This window comes from Sphaerisporangium sp. NPDC005289, from assembly GCF_040607455.1.
GTDB classification, from domain to species: Bacteria; Actinomycetota; Actinomycetes; order Streptosporangiales; family Streptosporangiaceae; genus Sphaerisporangium; species Sphaerisporangium rhizosphaerae.
The window spans coordinates 72,923-87,925 of the sequence record NZ_JBEXGS010000032.1 but is presented as its reverse complement, the minus strand read 5'-3'; the positions used below and the strand labels follow the sequence as shown (position 1 = coordinate 87,925).

Genomic DNA, 15,003 nt, shown 5'->3' with positions numbered 1-15,003 from the left:
CTATCGGGGTGAGTCGCCCGGGCGGGCGGGGGGCAGCAGGATGCCGTTGTTGGCGCTCAGGCCACCGTCGACGGGAAGGGTGACGCCCGTGATGTACGAGGCGGCGGGCGAGGTCAGGAACCAGATGGCCTCGGCCTGCTCTCGGGCCAGCGACCAGCGGTGCTGCGGAATCCGCGCGAGGATGGCCGGGCCGAGCACGGGATGGGCGGCGGCGCCGGCGTTGAGCCCCACCGACACCCCGCCGGGCGCGATGGCGTTGATCCGGACGTTCTCGACCGCGTAGTCGACGGCCAGCCCGCGCACGAGGTTGACCAGCGCCGCCTTCGTCGCGTTGTACGCCCAGGTACCCGGATCGCCACCGAGACCGGAGATCGAGGAGGTGACCACGATCGAACCGCCTCCCGAGACCCGCAGCGCGGGCAGCGCCGCCTTCACGCCGAGCACGACGCCGCGCACGTTGATCGCCCAGATGCGGTCGAACCGCTCGATCGCACCAGGTGACTCCAGCGGCCCGGCGCCGCCGACGCCCGCGTTCAGGACGACCGCGTCGAGCCGGCCGAACCGGCTCAGAGCCAGCTCGGCGAAAGCGTCGTTGGTCTCCTCGGCGGAGACGTCCCCGGCCAGGGTGGCGATGCCGTCACCGGCCAGTTCGTCCAGGCCGCGCTTGTCGGCGTCGACGGCGACCACGCGGGCGCCCCGCTCCGCGAACAGCCCCACGATGGCTCGGCCGATCCCACCGGCGGCACCGGTGACGGCCACGACCTGTGTGCTCATACGCTCCTCTTCTCGATGGTCTCGATCCAGTCCCGCACGGCGGCCACCGTGGTGCCGGAGTGCTCCTCCAGCACGGTGAAGTGGTCGCCGGGCACGTCGGTGGTCTCGTGCGGCAGCGGCCAGGAGGGCCGCCAGTCCAGCCGGCCCGTCGGGTCGACGATGGTGCCGCGCAGCGGCTCGGCGGCGCGGACCATGAGGGTGGGGGCCGAGATCGGCTTGGGCCGCCAGCCGGCCAGCACGACGCCGTAGCCGCCCATGGTGGTGAGGCTCGCGTCGCTCCACACCATGCGATAGCGCTCGATGCGTTCGAGCATCCCGGTGAGCATCGCCTTCAGCCACCACTCGCTCAGGCCCTCCTGGGTGGGGCTGTCGATCGGGTAGGAGTCGATCAGCACCAGCCCGGACGCCGGCAGCCCCCGGTTCTCCAGTTCCTCCGCGACCGAGTGGGCCACGCAGCCGCCCATCGACCGGCCGACGATGACGTAGGGCCTCCCGCCGACCAGCTTCGCCACCGTGTCGGCGTGCATCCGGACGTAGGTCTCCTCGGTGTCGGGGAGCAGGTCCCGCGGGTCGTAACCGGGCGACGGGAGCACGTGCACGTCCCGCAGGCCGTTCAGCGCCTGGCCGAAGCGGGCGTACTCGTGCGGGCCGGAGATGGCGCTGACGGCGGGGAAACAGATGACGGCGACCGGCGCCGGGCCCTCGGCGAGGCGGATCGGGGGCAGCACGTGGCCGGGGGTCTGCTCGGCGGTGAAGGCGCCGCGCAGCCGGGAGGCGACGCCGATCAGCTCGGCCGCCGCCGCGTACTGCCCCTTGGCGTACAGGGCGCGGTACAGCTCCGACAGCGGGCCCTGGCGGACCGGCTCCGGGTCCGGTTCAGGCCCGGCCGTATCGAGCCTGGTCAGCAGATAACCGGTGAGGGCCTCGGCGGTGCCGTGGTCGAAGGTGACCGTGGCGGGCAGCCGCAGCCCGGCCAGGGCGTCGAGGCGGTTGCGCAGTTCCACGGCGGTCAGGGAGTCCAGGCCGAGTTCGCTGAACGGGCGGCCGGGGGCGATCGAGGCCGCGTTCGCGCCGAGCACGGCGGCGACCTCGGCGGTGACCGCCTCCAGCGCGGCCTCCTCGCGCCGCTCTCCGGGCAGCCGGGCGAGACGGTGGGCGAGCGCCGGCCCGGCCGCCGCGCGCGGCGCGGCGGTGCGCCGGCCCGGGCGGACCAGGCCCCGCAGCAGGGCGGGCGGCTGCTCGTCCCGGGGCCGCAGATCGAAGCGGGCCGGGACCAGGAGCGGCTGGTCCCGTTCGAGGGCCGCGTCGAACAGCGCCAGCCCCTCCTGTGTGGTCAGCGCGCGGAGCCCGGCGCGCGCCGCCCTGGCCCGGTCGGCGCCGGTGAGGTGGGCGGTCGTCCCGGTCGGGCGCTCCCACAGGCCCCAAGCCAGCGAGAGGCCCGGCAGGCCGAGGGCACGGCGGTGCGCGGCCAGCGCGTCCAGGAAACCGTTGGCGGCGGCGTAGGAGGCCTGCCCCGGGCCGCCGAGCAGCCCGGCCACCGACGAGTACAGCACGAAGGCGGCCAGGTCGTGGCCGCGCGTGAGTTCGTGCAGCACCCACGCGCCGCCGGCCTTGGCGCGCAGCACCCGCTCCACCCGTTCGCCGGTGAGCGACTCCACCAGGCCGTCGTCGACGACGGCCGCCGCGTGCACCACCGCGGTCAGCGGCCGGTCCGGAGGGATCGCGGACAGCACCGCCGCGACCGCCGTGCGGTCGGCCACATCGGCGGCGGCGACGGTCACGTGCGCGCCGAGCCCGGTGAGCTCCTCCTCCAGGCCGGGTTCCAGGCGCCCGCCACGGCCCAGCAGGACCAGGTGGCGGGTGCGCCCGGTCCGCACCAGGTGCCGGGCGAGTTCCCCCGCGAGCGCCCCCGTACCGCCGGTGATCAGCACCGTGCCGTCCTTGTCCCACTCCCGCGCCGCCGCGCCGTCGTGCGCGGACGCGCGCGCCAGCCTCGGCGCCAGGAGCCTGTCCTGCCGCACCGCCAGCTGCGGCTCTCCCGAACCGAGCACGGCGGCGACCGCCCGGCGCGCCGCCACCGGCGCGCCGTCGTCGGCGTCCACCAGGAAGACCCGCCCGGGATGTTCCGCCTGTACGGATCTGACCAGCCCCCAGACCGGCGCGACGACCGGGTCCGGGTTCTCCTGCGGGGTGACGGCGACGGCATGCCGGGTGAGGACGACCAGCGGCTTCTCGCTCTCCTCCGCGAGCCACCGCCGCACCTGGCCGAGCACCCGGTTCACGTGCCCGTGGACGGCGTCCGGCGTGTCCAGGTCGCCGAACTCGGCGCCGGTGACCTGGACGACCCGGGGCTCCGCGCCGGGTTCCGCGACGCCGGGCTCCTCGCCGGAGGGCCGCGGGGTCACCTCGGTCCAGGTGAGCGTGTACAGGGAGTCGTGGCCCGCCGGGCGCAGCCGGTCGGCCGAGACCAAGCGGGCCCGCAGCGAGGCGACCGACACGACCGGCGCGCCGGTGTCGTCGGCGGCGTGCAGGGACAGCTCGTCGGGACCGTGCAGGACCAGCCGGACCCGCAGCCCGGCGGCGCCGGAGGCGTGCAGCCGGACCCCGCCGTAGGCGAAGGGCAGGCGGTTCCGCCCCTGCGGCACGTCCTTGAGCCCGTGGTGCGCGGCGATGTGCAGGGCGGCGTCGAGCAGCGCCGGGTGCACGCCGAACCGGTCCGCCTCGCCCCGTTCGGCCTCCGGCAGCGCGATCTCGGCGAACAGCTCCTCGCCGTCCCGCCAGGCGGCGCGCAGCCCTTGGAAGGCGGGCCCGTAGGTGAGGCCCGCGTCGGCGAGCTCCTGGTAGAGGTGCTCGATGTCGACGGGTACGGCGCCCGGCGGGGGCCACCGGTCGATGCTCTCCGGGGCCGGGCCCGATTCGGCGAGGGTTCCCGCCGCGTTCCGGGTCCAGCCCTCGCCGCTGCTGGAGTGGATGGTGACGGGACGGCGGCCCTCGTCGTCGAGCGCGCCGACGTGGACCTGGACGTCGACCGCACCGTCGGCCGGGACGACGAGCGGGGCCTCGACGACGAGCTCGTCGAGGGCGGGCAGGCCGACCTCGTCCCCGGCTCTCACGGCCAGCTCGACCAGGGCGGTGCCGGGGACGATGACGGTGCCCATGACGGTGTGCCCGGCCAGCCAGGGATGGGTGCGCAGCGACAGCCTCCCCGACAGCAGCACGCCGCCGGCGTCGGCGAGCACGGCCGTCGCGCCCAGCAGCGGATGCCCGGCCGCGGTGAGGCCGAGCGCCGCCGGGTCGCCGGAGCCCAGCGTGGGGGGTTCGAGCCAGTAGCGGTCGTGCTGGAAGGCGTAGGTCGGCAGGTCGACCCGGCGCGCCTGCGGGAGCACGGCCTCCCAGTCGACCGGCCGGCCGTGGATGTGCGCCCGGCCCAGGGCGAGCAGCGCGGTGTGCTCCTCGGACCGGTCGCGGCGCAGCACCGGGACCAGGGACCGGTCGGCGGGCAGCGATTCCCTGGCCATGCCGGACAGGACGGCGTCCGGGCCCAGTTCCAGGAACGTCGTGACCCCCGCCGCGTCGAGGGTCACGATGGCGTCGGCGAACCTGACGGGTTCGCGCACCTGACGAACCCAGTAGTCCGGTGTGCCGACCTCTCCGACCTGACCGGTCAGCGTGGACACCAGCGGAACGCGCGGCTGGTGGAACGCCACCGATTCGAGCACCTCGCGGAACCCGTCCAGCATCGGTTCGAGCCGCGCGGAGTGGAAGGCGTGACTCACCTCCAGCCGCCGGGTGCGGCGGCCACGCGCGGCGAACCCGGCCACCACCGACTCGACCGCGTCCAGGTCACCGGTCACCACCACCGACGACGGGCCGTTGATCGCGGCGATCTCCACGGTGCCCGGGATCTCCTGCTCGGTGGCCTCGACGGCCGCCATCGCGCCACCCGCCGGCAGCGCCTGCATCAACCGCCCCCGGGCCGCGACCACCCGCGCCGCGTCCGCCAGCGACCACACCCCGGCCACATGCGCCGCCGCGAGCTCCCCGATCGAATGCCCGGCCACATGATCGGGCCGCACACCCCACGACTCCAGCAACCGGAACAATCCCACCTGCAACGCGAACAGCCCGGTCTGCGTGTAGACGGTCTGATCGAGGAGGCCGTCGGACCCGAAGACCACATCCCTGACCGAAGCCCCGTCAAGGTGCCGGTCCACCTCGGCCACGGCCGCGTCGAACGCCTCGGCGAACGCCGGGAACCGGTCGTACAGCTCCCTGCCCATCCCCTCCCGCTGACTCCCCTGCCCGGTGAACAGATAGGCCAGGTGCCCGCCCGCCCGGCCGGTGACCACCGAGGCCGACGGCTCGCCCGCCGCCAGCGCCCGCAGCGCCTCCGCCAGCTCGGCCGGGGTCGCCCCCACGACCACGGCCCGTTCGTCGAGCCGCGCCCGGGTGCGGGCCAGCGACCACGCCACGTCCGCCGGGTCCTGACCCGAGGCCGCGAAGTCGGCCAGCCGGGCCGCCTGGGCGCGCAGCGCGCCGGGCGTGCGGGCGGAGACCGCCCAGGGCACCCGGCCCGTCCTGGCGGGCCTGCCCGGCTCGGTGGCGGCCGTGGCCGGGGCCTCCTCGATGATCACGTGGGCGTTGGTGCCGCTCACGCCGAACGCCGACACCCCGGCCCTGCGCGGCCCCTCCGACGGCCAGTCGCGGGCCTCGGTGAGCAGCTCCACCTCGCCCGACGACCAGTTCACATACGGAGAGGGCTCATCGACGTGCAGGGTCCGCGGCAGCAGCCCGTGCCGGATCGCCTGCACCACCTTGATCACCCCGCCGAGGCCGGCCGCCGCCTGGGAGTGCCCGATGTTGGACTTCAGCGAGCCCAGCCACAGCGGACGGCCCGGCGCGCGGCCCTGGCCGTAGGTGGCCAGGATGGCCGCGGCCTCGATCGGGTCACCCAGGCTGGTGCCGGTGCCATGGGCCTCCACGAGGTCGATGTCGGCCGCCGACAGGCGGGCCGCGGCCAGGGCGGCCTGGATGACGCGCTGCTGCGACGGGCCGCTCGGCGCGGTCAGGCCGTTGGAAGTGCCGTCCTGGTTCACCGCCGAACCGCGCACCACCGCCAGGATCGGGTGGCCGAGCCGCTGCGCGTCCGACAGCCGCTCGACCAGCAGGAACCCGGCCCCCTCCGCCCAGCCGGTGCCGTCGGCGGAGGCGGCGAACGCCTTGCAGCGGCCGTCGGCCGACAGGCCGCGCTGGCGGGAGAACTCGACGAAACCCTGTGGGGTCGCCATCACCGACACGCCTCCGGCCAGGGCCAGGTCCGACTCTCCCGACCGCAGCGACAGCGCCGCCAGGTGCAGCGCGACCAGCGACGACGAGCAGGCCGTGTCGACCGTCACGGCCGGGCCCTCGAAGTCGAAGGCGTAGGCGATGCGACCGGAGGCGACGCTGCGCAGCGTCCCGATTCCGATCTGCCCCTCCAGCTCCACGGGATGACCGGCCCCGACGCCGTAGTCGCCGCCGGCCAGCCCCGCGAACACGGCGGTACGACTGCCGCGCAGCGTCCCGGGGTCGATCCCGGCCTGTTCGAACGCCTCCCACGCCGTCTCCAGCAGCAGCCGGTGCTGCGGGTCGATGGCGAGGGCCTCGCGGGGGGAGATGCCGAAGAACCCGGCGTCGAACCCGGCCACGTCGTCGATGAACCCGCCGTGGCGGGTGGTGGAGGTGCCCTGGTGGTCGGGGTCGGGGTCGTACAGCGAGCCGAGGTCCCAGCCGCGGTCGGCGGGGAACTCGCTCACCGCGTCGCGCCCGGAGGCGACCAGCTCCCACAGGTCCTGCGGCGAGCTGACCCCGCCGGGGAACCGGCAGGCCATGCCCACGATCGCGACCGGTTCCCGCCGCGCCGACTCCACCTCGTGGAGCCGGGACCGCAAGGTATGGACGTCGGCGATGGCGCGCTTCAGATAGTCGCGAAGCTGTGCGTCGTCAGCCATGGGAGAACGCTCCTAAAGCGGGTCGTGGTCGAGGAGGCGGAACAGCTCCTCATCGGTGGCGGAGTCGAGGTCGACCGTCGTGCCGGGGCCGGTGTCCCATTGGTCGAGCAGCCGCCGCATCCGGCCGAGCAGCTCGGGTTCGGCGCCGGCGGACAGCGCCGTCTCCAGGTAGTCCAGGGAGGCCGCCGCGTTGGGGAACCGGACGGCCGTGCCGGACAGCTCGTCGCGCAGGTAGGCCGCGATGGCCGCCGGGGTCGGGTGGTCGAAGACCAGCGTGGGCGGCAGTTCCAACCCGGTCGCCGTGCTCAGCCGGTTGCGCAGGTCGACGGCGGTCAGCGAGTCGAGCCCGACGTCGCGGTAGGGCCGTCCGAGTTCCACCGCCCCGGCGTCGTCGTGGCCGAGCACGATCGCCGACTCGGTCCGCACCACCGCCAGCACGGCGGCTTCGAGGTCGGCGCCGGTGAGCGTGGCCAGTGACGGCGCCTGCGCCGGTTCCGCGGTGACGACGTCGGCGGCGCGCGGCCCGGCGGGGGCGTGGTCGAGCCAGTAGCGGCGGCGGTGGAAGGCGTAGGTGGGCAACGGCACCCGGCGGGCGCCGGGGAAGACCGGCAGCCAGTCCACCGCGACACCGCGCACATGCACCTCGGCCAGCGAGGTGAGCAGGCGCTCGCGTCCGCCCTGGTCGCGGCGCAGGGTGCCCGCCACCACGACCGGCCGGCCCGCCAGCGTCTCCTGGACGCCCGAGGTCAGCACCGGATGCGGGCTGACCTCGATGAACACGCCGTAGTCCTGGTCGGCGAGGCCGCGCACGGCCTCCTCGAACCGGACCCGCTCCCGCAGGTTCGCATACCAGTAGCCGGCGTCCGCCGGGGTGTCGCCGAGCCAGTCACCGGTGACCGTGGAGAACAGCGGCACCCGGCCCCGTCGCGGTCTGGTCGGCGCGAGGGTGTCGCGGACGGCGGTCTCGACGCGCTCGATGTGGTGGGAGTGCGAGGCGTAGTCGACGGCGATCTCCCGGGCCCGCGCGCCCTCCGCCTTCACCGCCTCGACCAGCGCCGCCACCGCCTCCGGATCGCCGGACACGACGACCTGCGCGGGGCTGTTGACCACCGCGATCGACACGCCCGGTCCGAGCCGGGGTTCGACCTGGTCAGGCGGCAGTGCGATGGAGGCCATGGCCCCGGTGCCGGCCAGCGCGACGATCGCCCTGCTGCGCAGCGCCACGACGCGGGCGGCGTCCTCGATGGTGAGCAGGCCCGCCACGGCGGCGGCCGCGATCTCGCCCTGGCTGTGCCCGACGACGGCGTCGGGCCGGACGCCGTGGTGCTCCCACACGGCGGCCAGCGACACCATGACGGCCCAGAGCAGGGGCTGGACGACCTCCACACGGTCGGAGCCGTCTCGCAGGGCGCGTTCGGGGCTCCAGTCGATGTACGGCGAAAGGGCCCGCGCGCACTCGGCGAACCTGGCGGCGAAGACGGGCGAGCCTTCGAGCAGTTCGACCGCCATGCCGGCCCACTGCGACCCCTGCCCGGGGAAGACGAACACGACCTTGCCCTCGGCGTCGGCGGTGCCGCGGAGGAGTTGCCTCGCGGAGGTCCCGGCGGCCAGCGCACGGGCTCCCTCGGCGAAGCCCTCCCGGTCGCCGGCCACGATGACGGCGCGCTGCTCGAACGCGGCCCGGGTGGTGACCAGGGAGAAGCCGACGTCGACCGGATCGGCGGCGACCTCGGCGAGCCGGGCCGCCTGGCCCGCCAGCGCCTCGGACGTCCGGGCGGAGATCGGCCAGACCGTAAGCGGATCCGGCCGCCGCGCCGTTTCGGGGCCTGTTTCAGTGGCCGTTCGGGGGGCCGTCTGAGGGGCCGTTCCGGGGGCCGGCGCCTGTGCCGGTTCCGCCGCCGGGGCGTCGGACGGCTGCTCGATGATGACGTGGGCGTTGGTGCCGCTGACGCCGAAGGAGGAGATCCCCGCCCGGCGGGGCCGCTCCGCGGTCCATTCGCGGGGTTCGGTGAGCAGCCGGACCGCGCCCTGCGACCAGTCGACGTGCGGAGTCGGCTCGTCGACGTGCAGGGTCCTCGGCAGCACGCCGTGCCGCATCGCCTGGATCATCTTGATCACCCCAGCCGCGCCGGCGGCGGCCTGGGTGTGGCCGATGTTCGACTTCAGCGAGCCGAGCCAGAGCGGGTCGCCGGGCCGGTCCTGCCCGTAGACGGCTATCAGGGCCTGGGCCTCGATCGGGTCGCCGAGCGTCGTCCCGGTCCCATGACCCTCGACCACGTCCACCTCGTCCGGGGCGAGCCCGGCGGTGGCCAGGGCCTGCCGGATCACCCGCTGCTGGGACGGCCCGTTGGGGGCGGTCAGCCCGTTGGAGGCGCCGTCCTGGTTGACGGCGGTGCCGCGGACCACGGCGAGCACGGGATGGCCCAGCCGGCGGGCGTCGGACAGCCGCTCGACCAGCAGCAGAGACACCCCTTCGGCCCAGCCCGTGCCGTCGGCCGCCGCCGCGTACGCCTTGCACCGGCCGTCGGCGGCCAGGCCGCGCTGCCGGGAGAACTCGACGAACACCGACGGCGTGGCCATCACCGCGACTCCGCCCGCCAGCGCCAGATCCGACTCTCCGGTGCGCAGTGACTGCACGGCCAGGTGCAGCGCCACCAGCGACGACGAGCAGGCCGTGTCGACGGTGACCGCGGGCCCCTCGAACCCGAAGGAGTAGGCGATCCGGCCGGAGGCGACGCTGCCCGCGTTGCCGTTGGCCAGGAAGCCTTCCAGGGCGACCGGCGCGGTCCCCGCGGGGGGCGCGTAGTCGTGGTACATGACCCCGGCGAACACCCCGGTACGGCTGCCGCGTAGCGTCTCCGGGTCGATCCCGGCCTGCTCGAAGGCCTCCCACGCCGTCTCCAGCAGCAGGCGGTGCTGCGGGTCGGTGGCCAGCGCCTCGCGGGGCGAGATGCCGAAGAACGCCGCGTCGAACTCGGCGGCGTCGTGCAGGAACCCGCCGTGCCGGGTGTAGGAGGTGCCGGGACGGCCGGGGTCGGGGTCGGGGTCGTACAGCGTGTCGAGGTCCCAGCCCCGGTTCTGCGGGAACCCGGAGATCGCGTCGCCGCCCGACTCGACCAGCCGCCACAGGTCGTCGGGGCCGGCCACGCCGCCGGGCAGTCGGCAGGCCATGCCGACGATGACGATCGGGTCCTCACCGGTCCGGGCGCGCCTGGTCACGGCGGCGGGGGCGGGGGCGGCGGGGGCCTCCGGTTCGAGCAGGGTCTCGATGAAGGCGGCGACGGCGGTGGGCGTGGGGTGGTCGAAGGTCAGCGTGGCGGGCAGCCGCAGCCCGGTGGCGGCGGTGAGCCGGTTGCGCAGCTCGACCGACATCAGCGAGTCGAGCCCGAGGTCACCGAAGGGCCGCTTGGCGCCGACCGCGCTCGTGCCCAGTACCGCTCCGGTCTCCGCGCGGACCAGGGCGAGCACGGCCTCGCCGCGGGCCTCCCCGGCCAGACCGGCGAGCGCGCGGGCCGGCAGGTCGTCCTGGGGGGCGGACACGCGTACCGGCCTCGCGACGCCGCGCAGCAGCGGCACGGCGGCCGGATCGAGCGCGGCCGGGATCACGACGGGGGCCCGCACGCCGAGCGCGGCGTCGAACAGCTCCAGGCCGGTGGCGGTCGCCAGCGGCCGGACCCCGCTCCTGGCCACCCTGGTCAGGTCGGCCTCGCTGAGGTGGCCGCTGATCCCCGTGCTCTCCGCCCACAGGCCCCAGGCCAGAGACACGGCGGGCAGGCCGAGCGCGCGGCGGTGCGCGGCCAGGCCGTCGAGGTAGGCGTTGGCGGCGGCGTAGGAGGCCTGACCGGCGCTGCCGAGCGTGGCCGCGATCGACGAGTACAGCACGAACCACGCCGGCGGCCGGTCCATGGTCAGCTCGTGCAGATGGCGGGCGGCGTCGGCCTTGGGCCGCAGCACGGCCGACACCCGCTCGGGGGTGAGCGAGCCGAGCACTCCGTCGTCGACGACTCCGGCCGCGTGCACCACGGCGGTCAACGGGTGCTCCCGCGGCACGGTGGCCAGCACGCCTTCCAGGAAGGTCCGGTCGGCCACGTCACCGGCGAGGATGTCGACCCGGGCGCCGAGCGCGGCCAGTTCCTCCCGCAACTCGATCGCTCCCGGCGCGCCCGCGCCGCGGCGGCTGGTCAGGATGAGCCGCCGGGCGCCGTGGCGGGTGACCAGATGCCGGGCCAGCAGAGCCCCGAGGCCGCCGGTGCCGCCGGTGACCAGCACGGTCCCCGCGGGGGCGAGCGGCGCGCCCGCCTCTCCCGTGGTCCTGGTGAGGCGGGGCACGAGAACTCGCCCGTCCCGCACCGCGAACTGCGGCTCTCCAGCGGGGATCGACGACGGAACGTTCCCGTCGATCAGGACGATGCGGCCCGGGTGCTCGGTCTGGGCCGACCGCACCAGCCCCCAGACGGCGGCGGCCGTGGGGTCGACGGTCTCGCCCGGCAGGGCCGCCACCGCGCCGGACGTGCGCACCACGATCGTGCCGGGCTCGTCGAGCCGGTCGCGCAACTCGGCGAGCAGGCCGTTCACCACGTCATGGAGACCGGGCCCGTCCTGCGCCGCCTCGGTGGCGGCGGCCACCCCGCCGGTCGCGGCCAGGTCTGTCGTGGCCACGTCGATCGTGGTGGCGGTCCGCGCGGGCGGCCCGGCCGGGGCGTCGATCCATTCGACCGCGTAGAGGGCGGCCGGCCGGAGGGCGCCGGGGTCGATCGGGCGGGAGCGCAGGCCCTCGACCGACACGATCGGGGCGCCCGCGGCGTCGGCCAGCTCCACCGTCCACTCGTCGGTGCCGGCCGGGACCAGCCGGACGCGGGCGCCGGCGGCTCCCGGGCGGTGGACGCGGACTCCCCGCCAGGCGAACGGGACCAGCAGGCGGCCCGGGTCGGCGGCCAGGTGGAGGGCCGCGTCCAGCAGGGCCGGGTGCACGGTGAACCGCCCGGCGTCCTCGCCGTCCTGGAGGGACACCTCGCCGTAGATCGTCTCACCGTCACGCCAGGCCGCGGTCACGCCCTGGAAGGCGGGGCCGTAGTCGAGCCCGGCCAGAGCGAGCGTCTCGTACAGGTCCTCGACGCCGAGCGGCTCGGCGTGCTCGGGCGGCCATACGCCCGTGCCGGGTTCCCGTTCGCCGTGGGCGGTCACCAGGCGGCCGGTGGCGTTCCTGACCCAGTCGCCCTGGCCGGATCGGGAGTGGACGACGAGGTCGCCGCCGTCCAAGGCGAGCTGGAGGTCGGTCTCCCCGTCGCCCGGGATGACCACCGGGCTCTCGATGACCAGCTCGGAAAGGACGGGCAGCCCCGCCTCCGCGCCGGCGCGCAGCGCGAGGTCGACCAGGGCGGTGCCGGGCAGGACCGTGGTGCCGGCGATGGCGTGGTCGGCGAGCCACGGGCGGGTGCGCGTGGAGAGCCGGCCGGTGAGCAGCACGCCTCCGCCGGCGAGGTGGACGACGGCGTTCAGCAGCGGATGGTCGTGTGTTCCCGCGGCAGCCCCGTCCGGCGCGTCGAGCCAGTAGCGGGAGCGCTGGAACGGGTAGGTGGGCAGGCCGGCGCCGCCCACGCCGGGAAGAAGGGCGTCCCAGTCGATTCGCCTGCCGTGAATGTGGGCGTGCCCGAGGGCGAGGAGCGCGGTGAGGTCCTCAGGCCGGTTCTTGCGCAGGACCGAGGTGACCACCCGGTCGGCGGGCAGCGATTCGCGGGCCATGCCGGACAGGACGGCGTCCGGGCCCAGTTCCAGGTAGGTCGTGACGCCGGCCGCGTCCAGGGTGGTGACGGCGTCGGCGAACCTGACCGGTCGCCGTACCTGATCGACCCAGTGGTCCGGCGTGCCGACCTCACCGGTCCCTCCGGTGAGCGTGGAAACCAGGGAGATGCGCGGCGGGTGGTAGGTCACCGATTCCAGAACCCGCCGGTAGTCGGCCAGCATCGGGTCCAACCGGGCGGAGTGGAAGGCGTGGCCGACGGTGAGCCGCCGGGTCCGCCGGCCCCTGCCGGACAGGTCCGCGACGACGGCCTCGACCGCGTCCTGGTCACCGGTCACCACGACCGAGGACGGGCCGTTGACCGCGGCGATCTCCACGGTGCCCGGGATGTCGTCCTCGGTGGCCTCGACGGCCGCCATCGCGCCACCGGCCGGCAGCGCCTGCATCAACCGGCCGCGGGCCGCCACCACGCGCGCCGCGTCGGCCAGCGTCCACACCCCCGCGACATGCGCCGCCGCCAGCTCCCCGATCGAATGCCCGGCGACGTGGTCCGGCCGCACCCCCCACGACTCCAGCAACCGGAACAACCCGACCTGCAACGCGAACAGCCCCGTCTGGGTGTAGACGGTCTGGTCGATCAGACCGCCGGACCCGAACACCGCCTGACGTACCGAGACACCTTCGAGGTGCCGGTCGAGTTCGGCCACGGCCGCGTCGAACGCCTCGGCGAACACCGGGAACCGCTCGTGGAGCTCCCGCCCCATCCCCTCCCGCTGACTTCCCTGCCCGGTGAACAGATAGGCGAGCTCGCCCCCCTCGGCACCGGTCACGACCTGCGGCGAGGACTTCCCCGCCGCCAGGGCGCGCAGCCCGGCCACCAGTTCGGCGCCGTCCGACCCGACCACGACCGCGCGTTCGTCCAGCCGGGCCCTGCCGGTGGCGAGGGACCGGGCGACCGCCGCCACGTCGGACGGCTCCGCCAGGTGCGCGGCCAGCGAGGCGGCCTGGGCCCGGAGCGCCTCGGGCGTCCGCGCCGACACCACCCACGGCACCGGCCCCTCGCTCGTCCCCGCCGGCCGCGCCGCCTGCGCCGTCTGCGCCGTCTGCGCCGGAGGGGACGCGGGGGCCTGTTCGATGATGACGTGCGCGTTGGTGCCGCTCACGCCGAACGCCGACACCCCCGCCCTCCGGATGCCTTCCGCGGGCCACCGTCCGGCCTCGGTGAGCAGGCGGATCGTCCCCGCGCTCCAGTCGACGTGCGGCGTGGGCTCCCGCACGTGCAACGTCCTCGGCAGCACGCCGCGCCGGATCGACTCGATGACCTTGATGACTCCGGCCACGCCGGCCGCCGCCTGGGTGTGCCCGATGTTCGACTTCACCGAGCCCAGCCAGAGCGGCCGCCGGGGGTCGCGGTCCTTGCCGTAGGTCGCCAGCAGCGCCCCCGCCTCGATCGGGTCACCGAGGGTCGTCCCCGTGCCGTGGGCCTCCAGCAGGTCGACCTCACCCGCGGACAGCCCGGCCGCCGAAAGGGCGCTTTGGATGACCCGCTGCTGTGACGGGCCGTTGGGCGCGGTGAGGCCGTTGGAGGCGCCGTCCTGGTTGACCGCCGAACCGGTCAGCACGGCCAGCACCTCGTGGCCGTGGCGCCGGGCGTCGGAGAGGCGTTCGAGGAGCAGGAACGCCGCGCCTTCGGCCCAGCCGGTCCCGTCGGCGGAGGCCGCGAAGGCCTTGACGCGCCCGTCGGGGGCCAGGCCGCGTTGCCGGGAGAACTCCACGAACCCCACCGGAGACGTCATCACGGTCACGCCCCCGGCCAGCGCCAGCTCCGACTCCCCCGACCGCAGCGACCGGGCCGCGAGGTGCAGCGCCACCAGCGACGAGGAGCACGCGGTGTCCACGGTCACCGCCGGGCCCTCGAAGCCGAAGGTGTAGGCCACCCGCCCCGACGCGACGCTCATGGCCGTGCCGATCGACAGGTGGCCCTCCACGGCCGCCGGGACGGACGGCAGCCGCGCCGCGTAGTCCTGGCCGTTCATCCCGGCGAACACGCCCGTGCGCCCGCCGCGCCACGCGGTGACGTCGAGGCCGGCCCGTTCGAAGGCCTCCCAGGCCAGCTCCAGCAGCAGGCGGTGCTGCGGGTCGGTGGCCAGCGCCTCTCTCGGGGCGATGCCGAAGAAGCCGGCGTCGAAGTCGGCCACACCGTCCAGGAAGCCGCCGTGGCGGGTATAGGTGGTGCCGGGCCGGTCCGGGTCCTCGTCGTACAGGGCGTCGAGGTCCCAGCCCCGGTCGGAGGGGAAGGCGGTGACGGCGTCGGTGCCGTCCTCCAGCAGCCGCCACAGGTCCTCGGGTGACCGGACGCCGCCGGGGAACCTGCAGGCCATGCCGATGACGGCGATCGGCTCGGTCTGTTCTCGCTGGACCCGGTCGAGCCGTCGCCGGGTGTCGTGCAGTTCGGTGGAGACCCGCTTGAGCAGGTGCCTGATCTGGTCGTCGCTCATG

3 protein-coding genes are annotated in these 15,003 nt (G+C 75.3%); all 3 read right to left on the bottom strand.

The window, feature by feature from the left end; translation table 11 throughout:
* From ABZT47_RS36585 to ABZT47_RS36575, 3 genes are read right to left on the bottom strand one after another with little or no spacing between them, the layout of a single operon-like run.
* Positions 1–774 carry an SDR family oxidoreductase gene (locus tag ABZT47_RS36585; RefSeq protein WP_354852522.1) on the bottom strand — a complete coding sequence of 258 codons (774 nt, stop codon included), beginning with the start codon at positions 772–774 and terminating at the stop codon, positions 1–3.
* Positions 771–6,764 (bottom strand): type I polyketide synthase, encoded by a 5,994-nt coding sequence (locus tag ABZT47_RS36580; protein WP_354852520.1) that lies wholly within the window; start codon positions 6,762–6,764, stop codon positions 771–773. Before ABZT47_RS36580 ends, ABZT47_RS36585 begins: the two co-directional genes overlap by 4 nt.
* Before the next feature lie 12 nt (positions 6,765–6,776).
* Positions 6,777–15,002 carry a type I polyketide synthase gene (locus ABZT47_RS36575; RefSeq protein ID WP_354852518.1) on the bottom strand — a complete coding sequence of 2,742 codons (8,226 nt, stop codon included), beginning with the start codon at positions 15,000–15,002 and terminating at the stop codon, positions 6,777–6,779.
* Position 15,003 lies beyond the last annotated feature (1 nt).

Excerpts from the sequence above, each read along its gene's own strand:
- ABZT47_RS36580 (WP_354852520.1), bottom strand. The coding sequence starts at position 6,764 with ATGGCTGACGACGCACAGCTTCGCGACTATCTGAAGCGCGCCATCGCC.
- ABZT47_RS36575 (WP_354852518.1), bottom strand. The coding sequence starts at position 15,002 with ATGAGCGACGACCAGATCAGGCACCTGCTCAAGCGGGTCTCCACCGAA.
- ABZT47_RS36585 (WP_354852522.1), bottom strand. The coding sequence starts at position 774 with ATGAGCACACAGGTCGTGGCCGTCACCGGTGCCGCCGGTGGGATCGGC.